The 25,151-nt window shown below is 53.7% G+C and carries 24 protein-coding genes and 1 pseudogene; 15 read left to right on the plus strand and 10 right to left on the minus strand.

The features are described 5' to 3' along the window. Positions 1-471, minus strand: a 471-nt coding sequence (locus ACOJWD_RS01645; RefSeq protein WP_486991483.1) for a transposase, incomplete at its 3' end; no start/stop codon positions are given. Positions 472-516: 45 nt separating this feature from the next. Further along, on the minus strand, positions 517-756 hold the full coding sequence (locus ACOJWD_RS01650; RefSeq protein ID WP_486991484.1) for a hypothetical protein: 240 nt from the start codon (positions 754-756) through the stop codon (positions 517-519). Between the two features lie 665 nt (positions 757-1,421). On the opposite strand from ACOJWD_RS01650, the gene ACOJWD_RS01655 reads away from it, so the two are divergent. The 5 genes and pseudogenes from ACOJWD_RS01655 to ACOJWD_RS01675 all read left to right on the plus strand — a co-directional run bounded on the left by ACOJWD_RS01655 (position 1,422) and on the right by ACOJWD_RS01675 (position 4,197). Next, entirely contained in the window at positions 1,422-1,730 is a 309-nt protein-coding gene (locus tag ACOJWD_RS01655; RefSeq protein ID WP_486991485.1) for a DUF7225 domain-containing protein, read from the plus strand. An 847-nt stretch (positions 1,731-2,577) separates the two neighbouring features. Beyond that, positions 2,578-2,982 (plus strand): annotated as a pseudogene (locus ACOJWD_RS01660) (IS1634 family transposase); the annotation flags it as partial. 178 nt (positions 2,983-3,160) lie between these two features. Further along, positions 3,161-3,415, plus strand: a complete 255-nt coding sequence (locus ACOJWD_RS01665; protein WP_486991486.1) for a hypothetical protein — start codon at positions 3,161-3,163, stop codon at positions 3,413-3,415. Beyond that, complete coding sequence (locus ACOJWD_RS01670; RefSeq protein ID WP_486991487.1) at positions 3,412-3,795, plus strand: PIN domain-containing protein; 384 nt, start codon at positions 3,412-3,414, stop codon at positions 3,793-3,795. The genes ACOJWD_RS01665 and ACOJWD_RS01670 overlap by 4 nt, the downstream gene beginning before the upstream one ends. Before the next feature lie 135 nt (positions 3,796-3,930). Next, on the plus strand, positions 3,931-4,197 hold the full coding sequence (locus ACOJWD_RS01675) for a transposase (RefSeq protein ID WP_486991506.1): 267 nt from the start codon (positions 3,931-3,933) through the stop codon (positions 4,195-4,197). Positions 4,198-5,037: 840 nt separating this feature from the next. On the opposite strand, the gene ACOJWD_RS01680 is transcribed toward ACOJWD_RS01675, so the two are convergent. Continuing rightward, positions 5,038-6,324, minus strand: a complete 1,287-nt coding sequence (locus tag ACOJWD_RS01680) for a glycosyltransferase (protein WP_486991488.1) — start codon at positions 6,322-6,324, stop codon at positions 5,038-5,040. A 106-nt stretch (positions 6,325-6,430) separates the two neighbouring features. Here ACOJWD_RS01680 and ACOJWD_RS01685 point away from each other — a divergent pair, with 106 nt between their 5' ends. After that, entirely contained in the window at positions 6,431-6,628 is a 198-nt protein-coding gene (locus ACOJWD_RS01685) for a hypothetical protein (protein ID WP_486991489.1), read from the plus strand. A gap of 304 nt (positions 6,629-6,932) precedes the next feature. Here ACOJWD_RS01685 and ACOJWD_RS01690 read toward each other — a convergent pair whose 3' ends face one another. From ACOJWD_RS01690 to ACOJWD_RS01705, 4 genes are all read right to left on the minus strand, one after another. Continuing rightward, positions 6,933-8,006, minus strand: a complete 1,074-nt coding sequence (locus tag ACOJWD_RS01690) for an efflux RND transporter periplasmic adaptor subunit (protein ID WP_486991490.1) — start codon at positions 8,004-8,006, stop codon at positions 6,933-6,935. A gap of 93 nt (positions 8,007-8,099) precedes the next feature. Further along, complete coding sequence (locus ACOJWD_RS01695) at positions 8,100-9,305, minus strand: ABC transporter permease (RefSeq protein WP_486991491.1); 1,206 nt, start codon at positions 9,303-9,305, stop codon at positions 8,100-8,102. Beyond that, entirely contained in the window at positions 9,302-9,991 is a 690-nt protein-coding gene (locus tag ACOJWD_RS01700) for an ABC transporter ATP-binding protein (RefSeq protein WP_486991492.1), read from the minus strand. The genes ACOJWD_RS01695 and ACOJWD_RS01700 overlap by 4 nt, the downstream gene beginning before the upstream one ends. Before the next feature lie 6 nt (positions 9,992-9,997). Beyond that, positions 9,998-11,047, minus strand: coding sequence for an efflux RND transporter periplasmic adaptor subunit (locus tag ACOJWD_RS01705; protein WP_486991493.1), 1,050 nt, complete (start codon positions 11,045-11,047; stop codon positions 9,998-10,000). Positions 11,048-11,471: 424 nt separating this feature from the next. Between ACOJWD_RS01705 and ACOJWD_RS01710 the strand changes: the two genes are divergently transcribed. Next, positions 11,472-11,981, plus strand: a complete 510-nt coding sequence (locus tag ACOJWD_RS01710; protein WP_486991494.1) for a GNAT family N-acetyltransferase — start codon at positions 11,472-11,474, stop codon at positions 11,979-11,981. A 477-nt stretch (positions 11,982-12,458) separates the two neighbouring features. Here ACOJWD_RS01710 and ACOJWD_RS01715 read toward each other — a convergent pair whose 3' ends face one another. Next, complete coding sequence (locus ACOJWD_RS01715; protein ID WP_486991495.1) at positions 12,459-12,638, minus strand: hypothetical protein; 180 nt, start codon at positions 12,636-12,638, stop codon at positions 12,459-12,461. Between the two features lie 584 nt (positions 12,639-13,222). After that, entirely contained in the window at positions 13,223-15,940 is a 2,718-nt protein-coding gene (locus ACOJWD_RS01720; RefSeq protein ID WP_486991496.1) for a glycosyl hydrolase, read from the minus strand. Between the two features lie 429 nt (positions 15,941-16,369). Here ACOJWD_RS01720 and ACOJWD_RS01725 point away from each other — a divergent pair, with 429 nt between their 5' ends. Continuing rightward, positions 16,370-18,094 (plus strand): peptide ABC transporter substrate-binding protein, encoded by a 1,725-nt coding sequence (locus ACOJWD_RS01725; RefSeq protein WP_486991497.1) that lies wholly within the window; start codon positions 16,370-16,372, stop codon positions 18,092-18,094. 104 nt (positions 18,095-18,198) lie between these two features. On the opposite strand, the gene ACOJWD_RS01730 is transcribed toward ACOJWD_RS01725, so the two are convergent. Continuing rightward, positions 18,199-18,972: an IclR family transcriptional regulator gene (locus tag ACOJWD_RS01730; protein WP_486991498.1), complete on the minus strand. Its 774-nt coding sequence runs from the start codon at positions 18,970-18,972 to the stop codon at positions 18,199-18,201. Positions 18,973-19,112: 140 nt separating this feature from the next. On the opposite strand from ACOJWD_RS01730, the gene ACOJWD_RS01735 reads away from it, so the two are divergent. From ACOJWD_RS01735 to ACOJWD_RS01765, 7 genes are all read left to right on the plus strand, one after another. Continuing rightward, a complete protein-coding gene (locus ACOJWD_RS01735; protein ID WP_486991499.1) occupies positions 19,113-19,895 on the plus strand; it encodes an MBL fold metallo-hydrolase in 783 nt (260 codons plus the stop codon). Between the two features lie 64 nt (positions 19,896-19,959). Further along, complete coding sequence (locus ACOJWD_RS01740; protein ID WP_486991500.1) at positions 19,960-20,967, plus strand: zinc-binding dehydrogenase; 1,008 nt, start codon at positions 19,960-19,962, stop codon at positions 20,965-20,967. Positions 20,968-20,984: 17 nt separating this feature from the next. After that, the gene (gene rhmD / locus ACOJWD_RS01745; protein WP_486991501.1) at positions 20,985-22,157 is read left to right on the plus strand and encodes an L-rhamnonate dehydratase; all 1,173 of its coding nucleotides are present in this window, start codon (positions 20,985-20,987) and stop codon (positions 22,155-22,157) included. Beyond that, positions 22,154-22,936, plus strand: a complete 783-nt coding sequence (locus ACOJWD_RS01750) for an SDR family NAD(P)-dependent oxidoreductase (RefSeq protein WP_486991502.1) — start codon at positions 22,154-22,156, stop codon at positions 22,934-22,936. Before rhmD ends, ACOJWD_RS01750 begins: the two co-directional genes overlap by 4 nt. A gap of 89 nt (positions 22,937-23,025) precedes the next feature. Beyond that, complete coding sequence (locus ACOJWD_RS01755) at positions 23,026-23,931, plus strand: fumarylacetoacetate hydrolase family protein (RefSeq protein WP_486991503.1); 906 nt, start codon at positions 23,026-23,028, stop codon at positions 23,929-23,931. Positions 23,932-23,937: 6 nt separating this feature from the next. Then, positions 23,938-24,756, plus strand: a complete 819-nt coding sequence (locus tag ACOJWD_RS01760) for a (Fe-S)-binding protein (protein WP_486991504.1) — start codon at positions 23,938-23,940, stop codon at positions 24,754-24,756. 5 nt (positions 24,757-24,761) lie between these two features. Beyond that, positions 24,762-25,109 carry a hypothetical protein gene (locus ACOJWD_RS01765; RefSeq protein WP_486991505.1) on the plus strand — a complete coding sequence of 116 codons (348 nt, stop codon included), beginning with the start codon at positions 24,762-24,764 and terminating at the stop codon, positions 25,107-25,109. Positions 25,110-25,151 lie beyond the last annotated feature (42 nt).

Here is a 25,151-nt window from a genome sequence, read left to right on the forward strand (position 1 = left end):
CCAATTCTCTACGCGCTTGATTTGTGGTCGCCACTTTCGGGTTTTCTCGAGGCGATAGGTATTAAATTTGACCACCGCCGTGCGGCGGTGCTGCTCAAGATAGGCATAATTTTCTTCGCTGCCGTAGCCGGCATCCGCCACGATAGCGTCAGGCATCCGCCCCAGTTGCTGCTGGACATGCTCCAAGTGCGGAATCAAGCAGAGGGTATCCCCGGGACGTTGATGCACACTGTACCCGACAATGAATTGATTTTCGGTGCCAATTTGGATATTGTAGGCCGGCTTGAGATGCCCTATGTTGAGATGGTCGTCTTTCATGCGCATAAAAGTGGCATCGGGATCGGTCTGGCTGGAGCTATTGCGATCCCCGCAGATCGCCTGTTGCTGCTCATATTTCTCAAGACGGGGCAAGCTCTCCTGACGCAACTTCTTGAGGAGGCGACGCGCGGTCTTCTGTTGCTCGGGTCTCAAAACAACATGTCTCACAATGGACACGGACCTTGAGTTCTGCAACAATCAGAACATAAGAGGAAGGAGAACGGGTGAATCGGTATTCGTGGGAAAGGCAAATTGCAGTAGTACCAGGGCGGCTAAAAGGGTATCGAGACCCATGGCAATGAGACTTAAGGTGGTGCCATAGGTGACGAAATCGACGAAACGCCACGTCAACCAGAGGACGATGTCGTAGAACACAAGGAAACCCACCAACGGCCACCCGATGGGTAACGGAACGTGATAGTGAGGCGCTTCGAGCACGATGGCCACTTGCTACCGAACATGCAAGTGGAGGCCGCGCGGAGGATGGACTATCTGTTGGCTGACGAGTAGTCTGCAACTATTACTGCGTTGCGTGACCAGGGCCGACGGTAACTTGAGCGGAATTTTATTCAACGTCACGGGTCATAAAATGACCTCGCGGACGGTTCCCCATGGAGTCAGCCGCAGGCCTAGGCGGCTTCGAAACCCGGAGACTGAGACGTTCCAACTTTCTGGCCGCGAAGAGCGTCTAGATTTACGGAACTAGCATAGCCAACTATCCTAAGTTCTCTCGGCTCAAACCGTGCAAGCTACTATTGTGAAGATACCTCTTCCTTTCGCTCGAAAAGGTCTTAGAGCATGTCTCTGGTAGTGGTTTGGTATCGGGCTTGCTTTTCATGCGACTATCCGATGACCCTGACGAATTGCTGAGAAATGAAAGGTTGCGGCAGGAATTCATGGTCCGTCTTTAGAATGGTACTTGCGTATTTGAGTACGTAGAGTGCACTAGCCCGAAGGGTTTTGTACGGCGTGCCTTAACTTATGGTATGTTGCCGCATATAAGATTATGTCAATATGCTGTGCGGTAGAGTCTTCAGCCTGTGGGGGAATGGCGGAGGCGCTTTTCGTAGGATACCCCCAAAATAGGGAAGGGTGGGTCCCCAATGGCTGGAAGCAATATGGAATTGACAATTTTAGACAAAGTTAGAATCGCCTTCACGGGCGTTACTGTTGGCGATGTTTTTACCACGGAGGAAATAATCGACCGGGTATGTACAAAGTATCCTGAAGTCAATCGGCGGAGCGTTATCCCTAGCGACTATTGCTACAACCGGGATAATAAAGGTAAATCGGCCGATGCCACCCTTGCTAAGTTTAAGCTTTTTGAATGGGAATCGCGTGGAAGATATATCTATCGTGGCCAAGGATATTCCTATACAGGAAGCATTCTTACCAATCCGCGAAGGAGCTAATTTTGCCATACTGCATCTTGGCACGGGGTTGGCTAACGCGGCTACGATCTTAGATGTGGTCATCGGTTCCAAGGATTGGCATGATTTCAACGAAAACCGCAAAAGGCCCGTAGTCTCGTCGTAAGCGGAGAGTAGGGGCGCGTCGCGGCATGCTTGGCATTAGGGAAGGCTGTGGATGCTCGCGGAAGTATTCAGCGTCCTGTAGCTGCTGCCGTCAGCGACGGCGCTCATCGGTTCTGACGGACAAAATTTTCGGGGAACCCGGCGCGGGTCATACCAATAGCAGAAAGTATAGAACCGATATAGGATCTCTACTAGTCGCGCGAGTTGGCTGGCGCGAGCTTCTCGACTTGTCTCAGCAAGTGTCGGCAAATGGCTTGATTCGCGAACAAAAGGCGCATGAATGTGCCATCGCGCAAGAACTGGATGAGATAAGTTTTCCCGTATAGCCTGTGTTTTTCTGCGGCGCTTAAAGGTCCAATCGGTGACGCAGGTGCTGGTTCCACACGTGGTCGATACAATCACCATAGAGCGACAGTTTCGGAAAGGAAAACGCCAGGGCTCTGGAATGCGGGCCGACGGTATTCCCCAGGCGTTCCAAAAAATGTCCGTGGTCATCATAACAGCTTATTCGCTCGAACCGACCGCGGATCCCCTCGCTTTTTTGTAAGCGTCAATCTGTCCCCACCTACCACTGTGCATCGTGCAGATCCATACTGAGGTGAATACGCCGTGAAGGAGTGGTAGGACGATGACAGCCGTCGAGCGGATGGCCTTACAGAACCTATGGTGGGAGCGGGTGCAGAAATTTCGCGCCAGTGGGCAGAGTGGTCCGGCGTGGAGGTCAGCGGCTTTACTGGCCGAATACAAGGGTCAGGTGCATGTCGAACGGCACTTTCACTTTCTGAAGGATCCTCTCTTTGTCGATGCGCTCTTTGTCAAAAAGCCGGAGCGGGTGGAAGCGTTAGGCTACGTGCTATTGATAGCCTGTCTTCTTTATAGTCTGGTCGAGCGGCGCATCCGCGCCGCCCCGGTCGTCATCCCCTCGCCCTCCCGTCGCGTGCTGAAAAACCCCACCGGGCACGAAATCGTGCGCCATCTGGAGAGTCTTCAGGTGACCCAGACCGCGACAGGCCAGCGTACGGTGGCCCTCCCGACGATTTTTCATGCCACCTTGCGAGCCATTTTGGAGGCACTCCAAATGCCGCTAACCGTCTTTACGGAGCCACCCGTACGGAAGTCGTCACCGTGAAGAAGAATACCCGATTCTTCCAATTTTTAGGTGCGAAAAGGGTGCTGTGAGACATGGTAGGGTTCGCTAACGTGATGTCGGTGGTGGAAGCGTTCGAGAGGGAACCGAAGCGAAAAACCTTGCAAGATTGCGCCAGAGGTCGGAAAAAGGACAAAACAAAGAGGTAGGAGGAATGGGAGTGACCATCGAAAAATCGTTTACAGTCTCTTTGCCAACTGATCTGGCGGAGGCCGTCCAACGGGTGGCTACCGAAACACCCGAGGAGTTTGTGATTGAGGCGGTACGCCATGAAATCCGGCGGCGGGACCAACTGGCGGCGATTCGAGAAGCTGCCGGGGCATGGAAGGATCATGAGGAAATTCCCGATACGGTGGAAGAATTGGTGGAGTTCATGCGGAAGCTCCGGGCCCACGAGGAACGGTTCCCGCAATGACCCGGTATATGGTGGATACCGACGTCCTGGTTTGGGTGTTGCGCGGTAAGGTCCATGCGGTCGCCTGGTTGGAGGCAGCGGCCTCCGACGGGCAGCTATTGTGTTCGGCGTTGACCGTGTCGGAATTGTTCCGGATGGTTCGACAGGATGAGTTGCGAAGAACGGAGGCCCTCATCGCAGGACTCCATGTGGTCCCTGTGCCACATCAAGACGCCCGGCGAGCGGCCGATTTGATGTGGGATCGTGGCCCCGGTTTTGTGGATTGTCACATTGCCGCTGCGGCCCTACGGATGGAGGCCACCGTGATGACCTACAACCAGGGGGACTTTACCCGGACTGGGGTGGCCATGGTGGCACCCGGTACTCTCGAGAATTGTTAATCGGCTATGCCCGGGTCTCGACGGCCGATCAAACGCTCGCCCTCCAGGAAGACGCACTTCACTAAGCCGGATGCGAGAAAATCTTCAAAGATGTGATGTCCGGTAGCACCACCGAACGCCCGGGACTATCCCGGTCTGACCCCGGATCCGGCCGATGCGGCGACGGTCGTGTGCCTCGTTCGCGGGCATTGGGGCATCGAGACCCGTCTCCACTGGGTTCGCGATGTGGTCTATGATGAAGACCGCTCTCAAGTGCGCACAGAGAATGGGCCGCGTGTCATGGCCACTTTGCGTAATACGGCCATTAGCTTGCTCCGTGACGTGCGGGTGCCGAATATTCAACGCGCCGAGCATTACTTGCATCGACATCCGCAACAGGTTGCACGCCTACTCTTCCCATAATTCCCTGCGGAATCCATGCGATATTTTCGCGGTCGTAAACGACCGGTTAACTTCCATGTTGGGCGCCAGGTGGCCGTTCTCGGCTGACCTCGTTGGGTTCTCTATCAAAGGCCCGACTCCCGAAAATCGCTATGGCTTACGTCACGACTTTGACGTTATCTTGCATAAGGGAGACCATGACTGGACAAAGTGTGTCAATATATGGTATAATATTATCCCGGTTCCAGAAAAGGAGCTGGTGACATGTACTATTGGTATTGTCCATGTTGTGGGGACCGTCGCAAGGCGGGGCGTGGGCCTACCTTAGTGGAAAGACGTGAATATTGTGGATTGTGCATTAAGGATCGCGCACATCCCGAATCTAGTGGTCCACGCGATGGTATTCAAGAAGCGACGGACACGCACTGCATTCATGGCGTAAGACGCCGAAAAGGTTAACCTACAAGCGAAAAGAAAACCACCTTACTTAGTTATTCTGCTCCGTGCGATATACGGCTTTGGTCGCTTCAGTGGCTCGAGCTGCGATCGTCAACATGTCGCCTGCACTCCATCGATTATGGACGGCTTTTGATCAGTTAGGCTCTTTAGAGCTGTGGAAAAAATTCAGGAACTGGTCACGGCTCAGAGACACTGTGTCCCTTATCGTATGTGGACACTGGAGACTGTTTGAGAGATCGTTCTAGCTGACCGACGATGCCGCTCATCACGAGAGCGGACGGTGAGTCGCCCTGGGGTTTTTTAGAGGGCACTTTCCTTCCCCTTTGGTGATGTCAAGAAGACGGTTAAGCCCCTCACGGTTTTCCCGCCGCGAGGGACTTAACCTGGTTAATGGAGGACATTTTAAGCTTGAAATCCCATCTCTTGAAGCAACTGCCGTGCCTTTTGGTCTACTGCCACATCAAACGGCTCCGAACCGCGATAGGTAAAGCGGGTTTCAATGGCGCGTTTGAGGGAGCGTTCGGCTTCGGGCACAATTCCTCGATTCTTATAGATGGCCCCACGAATATACCAACCATCGGGATAATCAGGACGGTCTGACACCAGCTTTTCCACTTCTTGTAGCGCCCGCTCACCGTGACCTTGACGGGAATAGATGGTATAGAGGATTTTTCGTAAATCAGGAATGATCGCCAAATCGGGATTATCGCCGCTTAAACGGTCCGCTTCTTCGAGCGAGGCGATAGCCTTGTCTTGTTCCTTTAGTGAGAGATAATTGCGGCCGAGATAGTAGTGCAAAATCGGATCCTGGGGGGCGGTCTCGAGTGCTTCCGCGATGATGCGGACATTGCGTTCCATGTTTTCTTGAACGGGAGAGACACTCGGGTCATATCCATCATGACTTACACGGATGCGCATCGGTCGGAGATGAAGACGGGCTGTACGATATCCCTCACGCGGTTCCAAGAACTCGTGAACGGGATAAATCCAATGTTGGCCGGTTGACCGCTGATAGAGGCGTCCCGCTTGTTGCACGCTGGTTTGGTCTCCAATGCGGTTAACCTGCAGAATATTCACTGAGGTGTTGGTGGCCTGTAGCAGTCCTGCTGCAAGACGGATGTTGGGGCGATCATCGGGGAAGAGGATTTCGTCGGCATCAATATGGATAATCCAGTTGTGTCGTGCTTTGGATTGCGCATGGTTGCGGGCCGCGGCAAAGTCGTCCTTCCATTCGTAACGATAGATGGTGGCTCCGAGTTCTTCAGCGATTTTTACGGTCTCGTCTTCCGAGCCGGTGTCGACCACGATGATTTCGTCAACCGCCCCGTCAAGCGCTGTGAGCGACGCCTTAATGGTCCTGGCGCTGTTGTGAGTCAAAATACAGGCACTGACGGTCACGCGAGGCACATCCAGGGCGCGGGTTACTTGGGGATCCTGAGAGCCGGCGGGGGTGTGACGCACATCATAGAGCGCCTTTTGAATCCAATTGGCAAACGGGTCGAGTAACCACGCCCGTTCAAAGCTCTTTCCGGCCATGGTGCCCTTTTTCATTCCGACCATGGCTTGTCCGAGAAAGACCCAAGCTTGCGCATCCATACGACTGCTGCGCAGCCGATCAAGAGCCATCCCTCGGGCCTGGTCATAACGTCGGTTTTGAATCATATCAGCAATCGTGGCATCTTCGTGCATCGGGATCGTCCTTTCGTTATTCAATTCCGGTTGGTTAACCCGTAAATTATACCGCACCTGCCAATGATGGGGGAGAATGTCAAAAAAAGGGCAATGTGGGGCGAAGATGTCAGATGAGACACTGGAATACACCGTTTCTGACAGGATTCGCGGCACATTTCTTGGTGTCTTCGAAGAAGAGCGGTGGCTTTTCGGGGGGGTGGTGCTGCGACGGGCCACGCGGGCCTTTTGGTTTGTACAAGCCGTGCTGGAGGCGGACGAAAGCGGCTCCTCCGTTTGCCGACATCTTAGGCAGTGGCCATAATAGATAATCCGGATCACGGAGAAAGAGAGGATGTGTGTGGGGTGTGGTCGCCGCACCTTCGCTTCTTATGCCAGCATCGGCTCAACTCATCGCGCTTCGATATGACAGAAGCCTCGCGTGAAGTCCATAACTCGCATACAACAGTGGCGGCCAATCCCGTCGGGCATAGGACGATTCTGAAGTCCCCAGGACCGTTCTTGGTAATGAATATCGGCGCGCGATGTTCATGGCAAACTGTGGATATCTCATGATATTTGTTCCTGAAATCTGACCTGGACTTAATGTGCGGCACTTTATACTGCCACTAATCGCCTAGCGTCACCCCTTGCTCGGAACCGCCAAATGGGGACGCACTGGGAAGTACTTCCACTGTCACCTGGGGCTTTTTGATGCTCGAGGATGCCGGGACCAGAATTTTCTCACCCGCCCTGAGCCCCGAGGAGGCAATCACGCGATTGACCCCAGTGAGCCCGACGGAGATTGGCTGTGTGCGACCCGAAGCCAGTTTCACCGTATATTGACCGTGAGCCGTTTGCGAGACGGCCGTGATCGGAATGGTGACACCCTGAGCCTCTTGGGTGTTTACCTCAAGTTGGGCCGACATGCCCGGAAGTGGGATAGGGTCACCTTTAGGCACCGTTAAGGAGATATTGACGGGATAACTGACCGAAGTACCACTGTCTGACGCAGTCATCGCGATTTCCGACACAGTGCCATGATAGAGAATGCCCGGCTCTCCTGGAATGACTACGGAGACGGCATCGCCGGCGGCAATGTCGTGGACTTGAAGCTGCGAGATGTTAGCGCTGATAGCCACATCGGAGATGTTGGCCACCGTGATGGAAAGCGGCGAGAGTGCCGTCGCGATCGCTTGTGTGGGTGTCGCGGTAGTCGTCCCTCCCCCGCGGGAAAACCCGTGTCCAAAGCCTCCGCTGCTGGTGTTGGTGTTGGAAGAGGTATTGGGAGCAGTGGAGGTGGTGGTGCTGCTACTACTCGGCACCAGGTCGCCGGCGTTCAGATCAATGGCTACCACCGTTCCCGATAACGGCGAGACCAGCGTGCTGCCATTCGCCATGGTGGCTAAGACGGTTCCCGATGTCACGGCATTGCCGGTCGACACGTTGACCTTCGCAACCGACGTGGTGGCGCCGCTATAACTCACAGCGACTTGCTGAAGGCTGACCACGGAGCCTTTCAGAGCTATCTGCTTGGTAATGGTACCGACACGAACGGTCGCTGACGTGAGGCTGGCTGCTTGGACGGTTTTCGGGTGTGGGTGACCCCAGGAAAGAAAGAGTCCCAATCCCGCTAAAGGAACACTGACCCCGAGTGACCACCAATACCGAAAATGGGTGGATTTCCTAACTGACTTTGTCATATGGCTTCCTTCTTTCTGATTAGATACCGATAATGATTCGCGCTGCGACGGGATTAAGCCGAACCGAGTGAGGCGCTCATCCCGCCTTCACCGCTATTCGCTACGCAACGCATCCGCTGGGCGCAAGAGCGAGGCGCGCGTGGCGGGCCAGAGCCCAAAGATGAGTCCGACTGCCAAAGCAAATCCAAATGAAAGGAGCGGGATATCCGGGGAGACGATGGTTGACATGCCAAAGCTCGCATGCATGATATGTGCGCCCAAGATCCCCACGCCCACACCGAGAAGGCCTCCGACGCCCGCTAACACCAAGGATTCAATCAAGAACTGAAAGAGGATATTACCCGTCGACGCGCCAATCGCCTTTCGAATGCCAATCTCTCGAGTGCGTTCTGTGACAGAGACCAGCATAATATTCATGATGCCGATGCCGCCCACAATGAGGGAGATGCCTGCTACACCGCCTAACAATAAGGTGGTTTCCTTCGTCACGCTGCTAAGAGTCGAGAGGATTTGAGACTGTGCCGTTACCGTGTAGTCATTAGGCGAGCCTAGCCACGCAAAGAGCTTATTCTCGATGCGCGTAACCACTTGAGTGGAGTTGGCATGGGTTGCCGCCGATAAATCAACGGTGGTAATGCCAGCACTTGACCCAAAAAGAGTCTCAGCGGTAGTCCAAGGAATGGCTCCAAAGTCATCGCTACTGTCCCCTGCGTCGCTGGCCTTTGCGGCTAACACTCCAACGACGCGAAAGGGGACGCCATTTAAGCTTACGGTATTACCGACAGGATCGGTATGGCCAAAGAGAGACGTCGCTTCACTGGACGCGAGTACGATGACCGAATTGGCGGCACTGACGTCGAGAGGCGACAGAAATCGCCCTTCGGCGACATGATAGCCCATAATGGTTAAGTACTTCGCATTGGTGCCAATGATTTGGCTGGTGGTGCTCTCCGTTCCGACCGCTAAGGTGCCGCTGTCGGTCATCACCGGAGCGGCTCCGCTGACTCCCTTCATGTCCCCGAGATCATTGGCTTGGGCCGCGGTGAGCGGTGGCGGAGTGGCTGTGGAGAGACTGGAGCTATTGGTGGTCGCAAGAGGGCTCACGCCCACATTGGCCACAATGAGGTTTGAACCGAGACCGCGAATATTGTTGGCAATGGAGGCTCCGGACCCTGAGCCTAACGCGATGAGGGCAATGACAGCGCCTACCCCAATAATGACGCCGAGCATGGTTAAGAGCGATCGCAATTTTTTCGTCCAGATCGACTTAAACGCGACTCCGATGGACTGTCCAATCATTTTGGCACCTCGCTTGATCCCACAAATACGCCATCACGAATTTCTACCGTATGCTTACCATGCTGGGCGACTTCACGATCGTGGGTGATGATAATAATGGTGTGTCCGGTGTGCGACAGTTCTTGAAAGATATCCAGCACCGCCTTCCCCGTATGGGTATCGAGGTTGCCGGTCGGTTCGTCGGCCAAGATCAGTTGAGGATGGGAGACGATGGCGCGAGCGATCGCGACCCGCTGTTGTTGTCCTCCGGAGAGCTGACTGGGTCGATGGTGCAGCCGGTCTTTGAGTCCCACCCGACTGAGCGCCTCACGGGCTTTTTCACGTTGCTCCGATTTGGGCACATGCAGATACATGAGTGGGAGCGCAACATTGTCCAATGCGGAAAGCGTCGGAATGAGATTGAAGCTTTGAAACACAAAACCGATTTTGTGGCGACGAATGGGGGTCAGTTGACTATCGCTTAGAGTCGTGAGGTCCTGATTGTCAAAGTAGTAGGCGCCACTCGTGGGCACGTCAAGACATCCTAAAATCTGCATGAGGGTGGACTTTCCTGACCCCGATGGTCCCATAATGGTGAGATAGTCACCCTTCGGCACGCGCAGAGTGAGGTTTTTCAATACTGGCACTGTCTCATTGGCCATACGATAGGACTTTGAGATAGCATCGAGTTCGATGAGGGAATTCATGTGCGCCTAACCTCCTATGCCACCGAAGCCGCCCACACCACCAAATGCTCCCCCAAATCCGCCTCCGTGGGTTGTTGTGGTTGTCGCACTGGTCGCCGTCGGTACTAGAATTTGCTCGTTTTTGGACAGTCCGGAAAGAATCTGGGTGTCGGTACCATTACTGAGACCGACAGTGACTTTCACCCCGACAGGAATAGTGCGGTCAATGTTACGCGATGAGCCGTGAGTGCTCGTACCACCAAATCCACCGCCGCTAAATCCGCCGTAGCCGTTGCCGCCGCTTCCTCCGCCAAAACCACTAAACGAGGGCGTGGGAAGATTCTTTTGGGGCACGAGAACCTCATCTTGGCCGTTGACGGTCTCAATCGCCGATGTCGGGACGTATAGGGCGTTGGTAAGATTTCCGGTGTCAATAGACACACTAGCCGACATGCCTAAAAGGATCTCGCTGGGAGCGGTAATGGCGATGTTGACCGGGTAAGTGACGGAACCGGACGAACTGGACGACCCTAACTCGCCCACACTGACGACGGTTCCCGTGAAGCTCTTTCCGGGTAAAGACGGTAGGGTGATAGTGGCTGACTGCCCCGCTTTGACCTGCGTGATGGATTCTTCTGGAACCGTGATAGAGGCATAGAGTGTGCTGAGATTGGCGACGGTCGCAATGGTTTCGCCGGCCGTGACATAATTTCCACTGGATTCGGCAATGGAGACCACCGTACCGGCAATGGGGCTATCGACCGACGCGCCATTGGCGAGGGTCGCGACGGATGCGTTAGCCGACACTTTTTGTCCAAGCTTAACCCCAATCTGGGAGATTCCGGTGGTGCTGGGGGACTCGATGGTGGCTTCTGTGGTGGGGACGATGGTGCCGCTGGCTGTGACACTCCCTGAAAAGGAACCGTGTGTCACATGTTCTGCGAGGTATTGGGAGGCGGTGGCCGCCCCAAATCCTGTGGTCTTGTGCTGGGTCAATTTTCCTATGGCAATGAACCCTATCAATATCACCAGAACGCCGCCGGCCGACCACATCACAATCTTTCGTGTATTTGCCATGTGCATAGACTCCTTTAATGTCTTTCGAAGTGAGCCTAGTGTGATGGCAAGTTATTGCCGATTTGTTTCCATGCCACAATATGGATATTGAGATGGCCGGTGGGTTCATCACCGCCTGTCGTCTCTTTTCCACTGGACTACTGAGGTTAGCCAGTCCTGAGAAGAGATGGGAAGATCGTCGATATCCTCTCTGCGCAATGTTTCGACAATGAAATTCCGCCCCAAGAACTTTTGGCGCGGCAACGGTGAATAAAGCACCTCAAATCAAGTTGATCTATGGGCAGGCCTTCGCTATTCTGACCACAGTTCGATGTTAGAGGAGAATGCCTGTGATTTTCGTGTTTCGTCACCTCATAAAAGACATCTGGTCGCCACTGAGAGAGACGAAAAGTCCCCAGTGGCACCAATAAGGGGACGAATGACATTGGCAGAACTGATTACAGAGCGGTTGCGGATGGTTTCGTGGACTGCGGAGCGGATTGAGGCGACCTTGCATGATCCATCGCAGCTATTTCCGTTATTGGGGGTTACTCTCGGCGAGGGGTTCCCGAATCACCCGGTGCGTCATTTTGTGTTACCGACCACCCTCACTAATATACGTCGCGATTCCCGCTATGGCTTATGGAGCGGCATGATTATCCATACCGGGGATCGTCTCGTGATTGGCTCCATGGGCTGCAAAACCGTTCCTGATGACCAAGGGCGGGTCGAAATTGGCTACGATATCATACCCGCATACCAGGGGCATGGATATGCCACGGAGATGGGGCGTGTCTTCATCAATTGGGTCTGGAACCAAGCAACCGTCAGACATATTACCGCGAACTGTCTCTCGAACAACGTTGCCTCCATCCGCGTCCTGGAGAAACTGGGATTTCACCGAACCGCCGAGCAGCAGGATATGATCGGCTGGGAATGTCTAAAGTTCGACTAATGGGTATCGCATCCGGCGGGATGACATGTCTGGCAGGGTGCGACCCATATCGGCACATGGGACTGGAGGGCGGGCGATCATGACAAAGATGCTTCAGTGATTGTTGAGGTCATGCCACGATGTCTCACTTTCCCTACGGAAGGTGCCGCTATCTATGCGGGGCGTGCGATGAGACGCGGAAGACCTAAAGGATCGGTGGACCTCCTAGAGACTCTATTTCAGAGTATCTATCGTTGTCCAGGTTCTTGCAATGATTGGGGGGCGCCGTCCTCACATTCGTCTCGTGCTGCCGTCGAAATCCGGTACGGGAGCGGCGCTGGGATAGTGGATCCACCGGACGAATTCAGCGGATGAATGGTCATGTGTGATGAGCTAGAGAATGTGCTTCTCGCGTCCCCACCGCTCTTCATGGTCATCGCAGTGGAGAGGATTGGTGTGAGGCGCGAGAAGCGTTTCCGAGGGATTTTGTGGACTGACCTACTTCTTTTGGCCGGTCTCTTGATGCAGCTTGTGCCATTGCACGATGAGTTGATCCAGCATTTGCGATCGCTCTACCAATGCAACCTCGGTTAAGCAGTGATGGTCATTATATAGCTCGCGAATTTGTTCTGACAATTCAGCAATATTGTCGAGCAATATGGCTTCTTGTTGTGTCATGTCAGGCCCTCCTTGGAGCTATCAGTAGTAATTTGACAATAGCAGATGGTTCGTGACAAATCCTGTCGAAGAGAGGGGACAAGTTTTGTAAAATGTTTGGTACAAAAATCGTCGTTGCGTTCTCCCTCACCGAAGGCGTCTGACATAGCGACCCGACATTTCGAGGGAGGGTTCCTCTGCTTGGCGTTCGAGTGAGGGGATGGAGCCCATTGCCTAAAAAAGGCGGTGTGTAGAAAACCTCATGTGTGGATGGGCGCTATGAGCGGTACGGGATATCTGAGAGAACCGGTCGCTCCGCAGGCATCTCTTGCCGTCTCGCCGCAAACACGCAATCCCTACGGTAATGCCTTACCCAAAGCGCAGCGATTTCCCAGAATCCCCACACTGATGCGGAGGGTGATTTTCTGCATCCTGGACAATATGCAACAATGGAACTCACTATCATGGAGTAGATGTGTCTATTAACCTTGGTCACGATATTGTCCTTGGGAGGATTGTTTAGGTTGGCACCACTTCTCCAATGTCGCAGGGTTACAATTCGGGTCGAGGGGTTCCCATGCCGACGGTTCCCCTCGATCCGGTTGCTATTGGTCAATAAGGATAGTCTCGGTATTCCAATACTGAAGGGATACGGGTCCATACAGGCCCGAACGTATGGGAGTGTCCTTGGTGAACAAGTCCTCTCGAAACCGATTCCCCAAGGTATTGGTGACGGTGACTTCCAAGACGTTTTCTTCAGAAGTTATCCAAGGAGTCACAATCCATTGATAGGTCGGAGAAAATTTCGCCTCCAGCCTGTGGCCATTAATGGCCACTTTAGCAATGTCCCAGACATCACCCAAATGGAGCACAATCTCATCCGCCCAGGGACGACAGATAAATGTGGTGCGATAGGTAATCGATCCAGAATATGCAGGGAACCATTGCTCCCAATCCTGTAACGTATCGATGGTCAGCGTGTCATCCGACGATTTGTTGAGATGCCAGGGGCCGAGAAGGGGATGCACAGGTGGAGGTGTGGGGAATGTCACCTGACCGACTTTTCCCGTATTCCATGTCCAGGTGTGCAGGCCGCCGGTTTCACTCCACAGACGAATGCCTCCATTCTCCATACGGTGAACGTTCTCTCCATCCATGGAGACCAAGTATGGTCTTACCGGTGAACTCTCGGCATCTATGGTCACCAAGGTGCTTTCACCGGGTTCTAGGTGGAGAAATAGTTGCGTGCTGTTTTCCTGAGACTGGTAACAAGGAGCTTCACTGGCGGTGCCAGTATCGCTGTTCCAGATTTCTACTTGTCCTGTGCCGGTTAATGAAATCCACTGACTGATGGTGTCCTCGGTACTTTCATTGAAGAGAAAATATATCTCGGTGTGGTCGCGTCGCACATGATAGTGTTGTAGCAAGGGAAAATGGCGCACCGTCACATCGGACGAGATGGCTGATGCGACGTCCGGAGCTAATTCCTCTAATGGGCAACAAGACGCGCCTTCTAATAAGGATTGATGCACCGCGTTTTGAACTAGCCCATCCTCCCCATGCCAGTTGCGGTCCGGAATGGACTCCACGTACCATACCTTTACGCCTGATCGCACACAGGCAGCAAGAAATTCGGCCACCTGGGCGTTTAACGAGGATAGACCAGGCACGACAAGGCCCAAAAATGCCTCGTTTTGAATGTGAAGCTTCCCGTCACTTAAGGAGCAATCTACATCATTTAATAAGTCCATGGGGACAATATCAAAGTCATAATGCGCTTTTGCCAGAACTTCGCCGACCTGATCAAGCAGAGGAGTATCTCCAAACCATTCCGCTTCAGCGGGATAGAGCACTGCTAAGGGAGCGATATGGGTTCCGCCGTCGAGCATCTGGCCAATACGGTGCACGTGTGTCGACCACCGTGCCATCCAGGGCCATTGAGGATTTTCTCCATTCGCAAAAAAGTGCGGAGGGCAATCAGGATCCGGGAATAGAGGGCTAAACGCGTGGGGAACAAACCAAGTGGTGCCGCGCACCAGCATCCAGTTGGTGATCCAAAACATATTTCGCAGTCCGAGTCCCCATCCATAGGCGCCGAAGGCTTCGGACATCGTGGTCGCCGTGCCATGCTGAAGATGGGATGATGACCGCGCCAGGCGGGCCAGAGACCAATAGAAAAACCCAGCATCCCAGCGCCAAGGACCCCAATGTAGTGGCCCTTCGGTTTGCCCCGGAGAGACCTGAGCCACGAGGTCATATCCACCGATATCAAAGCCCTGCATCATACGGAAAAAGTGTCCGGGACCATAGCCATGGCGGGCGTGGGCTCCGTTATCTTCCACCAGGTGTCCAATGAACTGCACGTCATGGTCGGCACACCATGTCTGAATGCGTTGGAAGAAGGCCCGACTAAACTGCTGAGTGAGGACATCCATATAGTCATAGCGGACGGTGTTTGTTGAAGAGCCAAGATCCCACCAGAGTGCAGCCAAATGGGGTGAGATGTCGTAGCCTTTAGTCTCTTCAAAGAGGGTCAGTAGATGTTTGGTCCACGGCATAGCCGGAGTTTCTTCTCCAAAAAGAGATTCATATCCGGCAAAATTTTCGAAACTGGTTTCATCCCCAAAGAATCCCAGTAGGGTGTTTCCAAAATAGGGTTGAAGATGCTCCCAGGTCGCATCATAAGTGAGAGCGATAAAGGTCTCGACCGCCTCGGGGTTGAGCCAGTCGATGCACTCCCCTACGGAGCGCCCCGACCATTGGGGCTGCGTGCCGGCAAAAATAAGTCGCCAATCGCCGTCAGGCACCGCCCATGTCATTGTGCGGGAGGATGCCTCGATATAGGGCCGTAGGTCTACCATATGTTGACCATCAAGGATTCCATCGGCGAGGACGGGGACAGCGACAGCCGTAACGAGGTCGGTCCAGTCACGTGTAAAACCGCGCACATTTCTTTGATAGTGGTTCTGCGGGCCGGAAACGATATAACTTCTTTGCGTGAGGACCTGCAGGGAGAGATCAGGACGGGCTTTGACCACAAGTCCGCCGGCGACTCCGGATGGATACATTTTCTCGTCAAATAACCAGACTTTGAGACCGAGCTGTTGAGCGGTCTTTAAGCAAAATGTGACGTCTTCCCACCACTGATTCCCCAGATAGTCAGGGTGTGGGCGGGATTCGATGACGAATCCATCGCAACCCATCTCGTGAATGGCGACAATTTCTCGTTCTATAGTAGGGAAGTCTTCACCGTGAAGCCAGAGTAGAGGAAAAATGGAAGCTGGGCTGCTCCCCGTTGCAAATTGTTGGTGATTGGTGTCCATTGGTATCCTCGCTTTCGAGCCCCAAGGGCCGATGTGTATGGGCTCGCCCGCCTTCGTATGACGAAAAACGGTCGGATGATGGAATGAATGAGAAGGCGAAGGGGTGGGGGGGTCATCACTTCTAATAAACCGGAATCGGTTCGCGGTGTCAAGGCGGGGAAGGCTCGTGGATGCTTCCCGTGAGAGGTCACAAATAATTATGGATTGCGGTGTAATGAAAGAAGGGAATACCTTGACTCATGGCGAATTATCCACGAAGAAACAATTGTGAAACAAAGTTCACAAATGGGAACTATGGAAATTTTAGGGGCGAAGAGGGTTTGTAGCTTTGAGTGAGGAGCGGTGGGGCTCCATGCTCATCGGAGAAAATTTTTCGCACACACTGAGGGACGTGACGTTGAGTAGGTATTTCGAGGGAGGAAAGCCGCGATGGGACATCGCATGAAGATCATTTCATCAACGGTTGTCATGCTGGGATTGGCTGGGGTGATAGCGGGGTGTGGAAGCAGCACCCAAGCGGCGCAGAAGCCCGCCAGTGATTCTCCGCAATCGGGGGGCACCATCACCTATGCACTGCCTCCGCAGACGAACTTAAACTGGTTTATACCGGTGACGACCGCGAGTTTTGACTCCACGTATAATTTTCAATTGATTGACATGCTATATAAGCCGCTTCTGTGGATTAATGCGAATGACCAGATTGATTGGCAGTCGTCGGTGGCCAGTAGTGTGACGTCCAATCATGCTGGAACCGTCTATCGGGTCACATTAAACAAGAAATGGCGCTGGTCAAACGGTCAGCCAGTGACCGCTCAAGATGTGCTGTTTACCTGGGACGTGATTAAAGCCGCGTCCGCGACTAATGCGCCGTCACCCTGGCCGTATGTCAATGCTGGGACAGGAGATATTCCCAGTGGGGTTCAGAGCGTCGTGGCAAATAATCCTTACGAACTGACCATTACCTTAAAGAAACCGGCCAATCAAGATTGGTTTATCTATAATGGGTTGTCGCAACTGGTGCCCATGCCGGCGCAACAATGGGATATCCATAAGAATATGACTCGGGAATTAAAATATTTAGGGCAGTCAGGAACTGGCCCGTCGTTGGATACGGTCGTGGATGGACCGTTTAAACTCGAAAAGTCGGTCTCGAATCAAGAATGGGTGCTGGTGCCAAACAAGAAGTATTCCGGGCATAAAGCGCGAGTCAATCGGCTCGTATTCGTGTATGAAGGGTCGAACGCGGCCGAGTTTGCCGCCTTAAAGACCGGCAATGTGAACGTAGGATACTTGGACGCCAGTGAATACGGGGCTCGATCACGGCTGACATCGCAGGGCGATGTCATTACGCCACAGTACTTATTTGCGATATTTTACACCGGATTGAACATGGAGCCGGGGAGTACCACGTACAAAATTTTCGATAACCTCTACGTGCGTCAAGCGATGCAAATGGGGATTAACCAGCCAGCGGTTGATAAGGATATCTATAACGGATATGCGCCACCCATCAGTGGGCCCATTCCGTCGATACCGAAGACCAAGTTCTGGGATCCTTCCGTGGGGACGCCCTACCCCTATAATCCTGCCAAGGGATTGAAGCTCATGGAAAAGCACGGGTGGTCCTTGAAAGATGGAGTGTTGACTCGGGGAAGCCAACAGATGAAGTTTAACATGATTTATGCGAGTGGTAGTGATGCCTCCACGGAAGAAGCCGAACTGATGCAAGAAGGATGGCAGAAGGAAGGCATTTCCGTCAGCTTGCGGGGATTACCATTCTCATCGCTTCCGGGCATCATTAATCCCAAGACCCCGAAGGCTTGGCAAATATTCACCGGGATTGGAGAAGTCTACTCCGGATATCCGTCGGGTGGCCAGTTATTTGCGACCAATGCTCCCTTAGGATACGGCTACTCCAATCAGGAGGAAGATTCGCTAATCAAGGCGATTCATACTCCGTATGCCACAGAAGCTCAAACCTTAGCGGTCTTTGACAAATATGAAAAGTATACCGCCGACCAACTGCCATTCCTATGGAACAATAACTTGGGAAGCTTGGCCGTGCATTTGCCAAACGTGCATGGGACGGTAAAATTTTCGAACGAAGCCACAGGCATTCCTCAGTTCAACTATTGGTGGGTATCGTCCAATTAGGGGTTCCGTGATGTTTATTACCCAGTGAGAGGCGGGAAGAACCCGCTTCTCATTCTGAGTGGTCGTGGGGAATCGGCGAGCGGGCACCGCTCGGGGGTCTTATCTTATTGCTGTCGCCAATCCGAGGGATGGAGGGAGCCCAACTTATGGGAGATGGTTGTGCTTTCTTCAATCAGTCTTTGCACCATGAGGTCATCGCGCGCGCTATCGTGTCGTTCCACCGGCATCGAGATGCTGATGGCGGCTTTAGGCTTTTGGTCGGCGTCGAGGATAGGGACGGCTAAGCAGTATACCCCAGGACTATATTCACCATGGTCGATGGAATAGCCCCGTTGTCGAATGGCCGCGAGGTCTTCCATTAATTGTGCGGTGGTTCGGTGGGTGTGAGCGGTATATTGCTCTAGGTCAGCCATGGGATAGAGTCGTTGCACTTCGCCCGTGGATAACGACGCCAAGAGAGCTTTACCAATCCCTGTAGCATAGGCGGGTAGTCGGCTGCCCACATTAGAGACTAACTGGACTGGATGGAGTGAAGCTACTTTCGCGACATACATCACCTCGCGATTATCCAGGATGGCCAATTGCACGGTCTCGCCACAGACATCTCGCAGTGTTTGCAAGTGGGGAAGCGCCAGAGGCACAAGCTGCAATTGATTGGAATAGGACATGGCCAGTTCCCACACTAGCGGCCCTAAGCTATAGCGTTTATTCTCTGGATCAAATGAGGCCATCCTTGTGGTGACTAAGGTATCCAGTAATGCATGGATGCTACTTTTGGGAAGGTCGAGTGCGCGCTGCAGGTCGGAATAGAGGAGTCCGTCGGGATGGTCTGATAGTAGTTGAAGAATCTGAGCCACGCGTTCGGCTGATTTTACCATGAAATCACACGTCCTTTGACAGCTATTGCGATCGATAGAGATGTGTATTGGGTGGAGCAGGATTCTCTCTGGTCATGGAGAATATACTTTAAGAAGTGTATAACAGAACTCAAGTTCACGCACAAGAACATGGAGGTATTATGCAGCCCTATTCGGTATCGACGGCAGTGGTCGCGAGTCTCGGGTCGGTCCCGGGGCCAGAAGTTTTTTGGATGCAGCATTTTAATGAATGGTTGCCTATGGAAATTCATGTGGTACTGATTCAGGGTAATGGCAAGAATATTTTAGTCAATTCGGGTCCGCCGGAGGACTATTTGGATCGAATGAATGCGGTGTGGCGCGAGGAACTGGGAGAAAAGGCGCATATTGCGGTAGCCCATCCCGGTGCGCTCCATGAGGTATTGAGAAAATGGGGCCTCTCATATGACGACATTGATGCCGTGATTGTCACGCCATTGCAAGCATACGCCATTGGCGGCATTGATCTTTTCCCGCGCGCTGAAATTTGCATTTCGCGTACAGGGTGGGTGGACCTTGTAGCGCCAAAGCATTTTGATGCTCGCCGACCCATGGCAGTTCCGGACCGATTATTGCACTGGTTGCTGATTGACGCCTGGCCACAGCAGCGAATCCGGCTGCTGGAGGACGAAGATACGGTGGTTCCCGGCATTCGCACCTGGTGGGCAGGAACGCATCATCGCAGTTCGCTGGCGGTCGAAGTGAAGACAGCCAAAGGCATTGTGGCGGTGTCCGATGTTGCCTTTTATTATGAGAACCTAGAGAAGAACATTCCACTTGGGATTATGGAGTCGCTCGAAGAGTGTCGGGTTGCCTATGACCGGCTACGCCAGTCAGATGCCTTCGTGTCACTGTATGATCCTAAAACGTCAATCAAGTATCCTGGAGGACAGGTGGTCGGATGAGCCTTCCGAGGCTTGGAGTCTGATGAGAGTGAACGATCAATAGCCATATGAGGGGGATTGGAGTATGCAAGCTCTACGTTGGACGGCCGTAAATGAAATGTCTTGGGTGGAAGAGGAAAAACCATCTGTTCCAGAAGGGTGGGTACGAGTGCAGACCCTGATGGTGGGTGTGTGTGGATCAGAAGTGAGCGCGTATCAGGGCCATAATGAGCTGCGTCGGCCGCCTTTAATCATGGGGCACGAATTTTCTGCTCGATTGCTCGATGATGCGCCCGAAGTGGGATTATCCAAACAGGCGATGGTTACCGTCAATCCTCTCATCTCTTGCGGTACCTGCCGCCATTGCCGACAAGGACAGCGGCAGCTTTGTGCATCGCGCCAGATCATTGGCATTGATTTTTCAGGAGCGTTTGGTGAAGTGGTGGCTGTCCCTCCGCGCCAGTGCTATGCGGTGAATGATCCCGCGCATGGGGCGATGGTGGAACCTCTCGCCTGTGCGGTACGCGCCATTAATCAGGCGGATGTCACACTCGGTGATACGGTGTTAGTCATCGGGGCGGGGATTATTGGCTTAATGGCGGCCCAAGTGGCGCGGGCTGGTGGGGCGATGCGGGTCATTTTGGTGGACACCAACGGCGTTCGTTTGCATCACGGCTACGATTGGGGTGCGACGGACCTCGTGGACGCCAGTACCCAGGATGTGGCGTCCGAAGTCAGGCGGATGGTACCGGAGGGTGTGGACCGCGTAGTGGACGCGGTGGGCTATGGCGCCACGCGAGCCCATGCGATTGACTTGGTTCGGCGCGGGGGCCGCGTGGTATTTATTGGGCTTCACGAAAACGAGTCGACCATTCCCGGAAATGCCATAGTGCGCGACGAAGTAGAGATTTGCGGTTCCTTCTGTTATACCGATGAGGAGTTTCGCACCGCCGTATCGCTGGCTAATGCGGGATTTTTAGATCGCGCGGGAGACTGGTTGAATGTGCGCGCGGCAGAGGATGGAAATGCCGCTTTTCAAGAACAATCTCACGGATCGGCTCGGTTTGCCAAGATTCTGTTGCAATTGGGATAAGGCGGGGAGGGGTTGACTTGAAAAAGATTGTGGATGTGCGTGCCTATGTACTCGCAGATGCCGGGGGCGCTGACTATCATCGCCAGGAGGAAGGACATTGGATTGTGGGGAGAATCGCCAATCCGATGACACGATATCCAGAATATCGAGAGTCACGGCTCTCCTGGGGCATTGATGTGCTTGGCAACGTCATTGTGGAGGTTGAGGCCGATGATGGGACGGTCGGAGTGGGCGTGAGTACTGGCGGAGTGCCTGCGGGTTGGATCATCGAGCAGCACCTCAAACGGTTTGTGGTTGGTCAACCGGTCGAGAACCTGGAGAAGATATGGGACATGATGTACCGCGGGACGCTTTTTTATGGTCGGAAGGGTCTTGTGATGAACGCCATTTCAGCGGTGGACTTGGCCCTTTGGGATTTGCTGGGCCACCTCCGTCAAGAACCCGTCTATGCCTTACTGGGCGGATTGGTACGCGATGAGATTCAGTTTTATGCGACCGGCCCCCGTCCCGATTTAGCGGAAAAGATGGGGTTCATCGGAGGGAAGTTGCCGCTCCGGTTTGGCCCATCTGATGGAGAATCCGGGTTTCGGAACAATGTGGCGCTCATGGAAACAATGCGTAATGCGGTCTCAGAAGATTTCTGGCTGATGTATGACTGCTATATGTCCTTGGATTTACCCTATGCGATACGGCTGGGTCGGGCGCTCTCCCCTCTGGGGCTTAAGTTGATGGAAGAAGCCTTTATTCCCGATGACTACTGGTCGTATCGTGAGTTACGCCAAGCGATAGGATCTGACGTCTTAGTAACGACGGGCGAGCATGAATCGACGCGCTATGGATTTCGCCTGTTGTTGGAAATGGGTGGCGTTGATATTATCCAACCCGATGTGACCTGGTGCGGCGGGCTCACGGAATTGATGAAAATCTCGGCGTTGGCTGACACCTATAACGTCCTCACGATTCCGCATGGCTCGAGTGTCTATAGTTACCACTTCATTGCGACTCGGCCCAATAGCCCCTTTGGGGAGTTTTTGATGATGCATCCTGACGCCAGCGAGGTCGTACCGATGTTTTCGCCGCTCCTGGTGGATGAACCCGTTCCGGTTAATGGGCGTCTCAAGCTTCCGGAATCGTCGGGATTTGGGGTCCGGATTAATCCTGAGATGAGACTAGAGAGGATCAGCCTATGACATCGAGCGTCGAAGAGAAGCGATTGAGCACGAAAGTGGCTCTGGTAACGGGATCGTCGCGGGGGATTGGTCGCGCCGTGGCGGCGCGCTTAGCCAGAGAAGGGGCACGGGTGGTCGTAAATCACCCCGGGGAGAGGGATGCGGCCGATGAACTGGTGCACGAGATTGAGGAGGCTGGTGGGGAAGCTTTCGCCATAGCGGCGGATGTTTCCCAGCGGGACCAAGTGCGGTTGTTGTTTGCGGAGGCAATGGGCCGGTGGGGACGATTGGACATTTTGGTGAATAATGCTGGCATTTGTCCTTTTGTCGATTGGTTTGATATGACCGAAGCGCTCTGGAGACAGGTGCAAGATGTGAATCTCAATGGAACGTTTTTTTGTAGTCAGGAGGCCTCTCGTATTTTCCGCGATCAGGGGCAAGGTGGACGTATTATTAGTATGAGTTCCATTTCGGCCTTGGTGGGCGGAAGTTTTCAAACGCACTATACCCCGACAAAGGCGGGTATTCGCTCCCTCATGCAGTCGCTTGCCATCGTATTGGGGCCGTATGGAATTACGTGTAACTCGATTTTACCGGGGACTATTTTGACCGACATTAACCGGACCTATTACGATGTGCCGGGTCAGCGCGAAAGCGATGTGAGTCGAATACCCTTAGGCCGTTTGGGAAGCCCCGAGGACATCGCGGGGGTGGTCGCGTTTTTGGCTTCGGATGACGCTGCCTATGTGAATGGTGCCGACATCTTGGTGGATGGGGGACTTTTTGTCAATTTACAGTGAGCGTGCTAAGTGGGGCAGGGCCTTCACGAAAAGCGGGACCTTATCGAGGTTGATGCCAGTATGAGACACACAGAGAGGGAGGCCACAGCATGAAAATCGCGAATGGAGAGTATGAGGGTCAAGAAGAATTAGCGGTGGTGAGTGAGGCCGGGATCTATCGAGCCAGTACGTTGGCCAAAAGCTCCCGAAAGACCTCATCTCCGGTCATGACAATGGCGGATGTGTTAGCGGGTGGCGATAAAGCGTTGGATGGTTTAAGGTCCGATGTGGAGTGGGCTAAGCGATCCGGAATGGCCCCTGATGGAGAGCCAGAAATTTGGTGTCCTCCGACATCGCGACCGGATAAGGTGATTTGTGTGGGACTCAACTACCGTCCTCATATTGCTGAATCAGGCATGGAGCTACCCTCTCACCCGGTGCTGTTCCCCAAGTTCGGTAATTCGTTGGTTGGACACCAGACCCGGGTTCACCCACCGATTGAGGCGCATCAGATGGATTATGAAGCCGAATTGGTCATTGTCATCGGTCGCCGTTGTGCCAATGTGTCCGAGGCGGAGGCGCTTCACTATGTCTTGGGCTATTGTAACGGGAATGACCTATCGGCCCGCGACTTACAATTTCGCACCAGCCAGTGGCTTCTCGGGAAAGCCTGCCAAGGGTTTGGACCCATGGGACCTTATCTTGTCACGACCGATGAGATGCAGGATCCGTCTCACCTCAACATTGTGGCGCGTCGCAATGGCAAGACGGTACAGCATTCGAATACCGATCAGATGATTTTTTCCTGCCGCTATCTGATCGCCTATTTATCGCACTTTATGACACTCGAACCCGGTGATGTCATTTTTACCGGAACGCCAGAAGGAGTCATTTTAGGGCATCCAGAAAAAGCGCGCCAATGGTTGCAGGACGGCGATACGGTGACGGTGGAGATTGAGGGCCTAGGTGAATTAGTGACAGAGATCGGTGCGGCTCAGGAACCTTCGGGGAGGTGAGACGCTATGGACAATGTCGCGCTCTTTGTCACCTGTCTTATCGATGTGTTTCGCCCCTCTGCCGGGATGGCGGCCGTGCGCGTCTTAGAGCGCCGCGGGTGCAATGTCGAATTTCCTCGGGAACAGACCTGCTGCGGACAGTTTAGTTATAACGCGGGATATCAGCATGAAGCCGCGCTTCTCGCCCGTCACTTTGTCGAGGCCTTTGAATCCCGAGAGACGCCGATTGTCGCCCTCTCGGGCTCTTGCGCTGCGATGGTGAGTCACACCTATCCAGGGCTTCTCTATGACGATGCGCTCGCTGGCGGTAACACCGTAGATGACGCATTGAGATGGCAGGAACGAGCTCAGCGAGTGGGTGAGCGAGTGGTGGAGTTGTCGCGGTGGTTGAAAGAGAGCGCGGCACCACGGCCGCAGGATATACCGGAAGAGGAGGTTCCCGTGGCCTATCATATAGGGTGTCACATGCGGCGCCTTATGGGCGCACATAGTGAGGCACAGGAGTTCATGCACTCATGTGGAATCGCTCTGGTCGAACCGGTCGATGCGGATCAATGCTGTGGCTTCGGCGGCACGTATAGCATGACAGAACCGGTAGTATCGACGGCACTCGCCGATGCCAAGCTCAAAACCATAGGGGATGTTGTCGAAGAGTTCCAAGCGCTGGCGTTGACCAGTGCAGATCTGGGATGCTTAGTGCATCTCCAGGGACGCCTTAGCCGCCTCAACCAGACACTGCCGGTCCTGCATCTCGCGGAACTCATTGATTTGGCCGACCAATACCCGGTGACGGCCCAGCAACTTGCTGAACTAGGGAGGTCATAATTCTCATGGCCGGAATGCTGCCGTCTGATCCTCGACCATGGCCTCTACGCCGGGATGAGGCACTCAGCCAAACCACGATGCGACACACTATCGGCATGGTGACGCGAAGATTTCGTACGGCGCAGTTGCAGGTCTTCCGCGACTACCCCGAGGAAAACGCGACCCGCCAACGGGCGGTGACGCATAAACGACATGCGATTCGTCACATGGACTCCTTGTTGGCAGAATTTCGTCGCGCTGTCGAGGCTCATGGGGGCTATACGCACCTTGCGGCCACCGCTCATGAGGCGGTCGGTCTGTGCGACCGGCAGGTCGCAGTTCTTGTCAGTGAAAGTCTGACTCGTGCAAGTTAACTCGTTCAAGTGCGATAGGCGACAATGGCAGGGTGTTCGCCG

It is taken from the genome of Sulfobacillus sp. TH-112, from assembly GCF_057473405.1.